The organism is Pseudomonas sp. 8(2025) (genome assembly GCF_052665325.1).
Window position 1 is genome coordinate 1 of record NZ_JBQOIE010000061.1, and the last position, 302, is coordinate 302.

Here is a 302-nt window from a genome sequence, read left to right on the forward strand (position 1 = left end):
CCTCCAATCCGTGGGTCGACGCCAACCCGAAGGAGTCCGACTTCACCCATGTCGCGACCGGCCAGGCCGTCACGATCGAGGTCGACGCGTTCCCCAACCATGTGTTCAAGGGCACGGTCGGCTCGCTGTCCCCCGGCACCGGCGCGCAGTTCGCGATCCTGCCGCCGCAGAACGCGACCGGCAATTTCGTCAAGGTGGTGCAGCGCGTGCCCGTGCGAATCTATTTCGACAAGGACGATCCGTATGTGAAGAAGCTGAAGGCGGGCATGAGCGTCTACGCGACCATCGACACCAAGCACAAG

At 63.6% G+C, this 302-nt stretch carries 1 protein-coding gene; it reads left to right on the forward strand.

All coding sequences use genetic code 11. From position 1 onward, the window contains the following. Positions 1 to 302, forward strand: a 302-nt coding sequence (locus tag ACUXVH_RS31740; protein ID WP_445496878.1) for an HlyD family secretion protein, incomplete at both ends; no start/stop codon positions are given.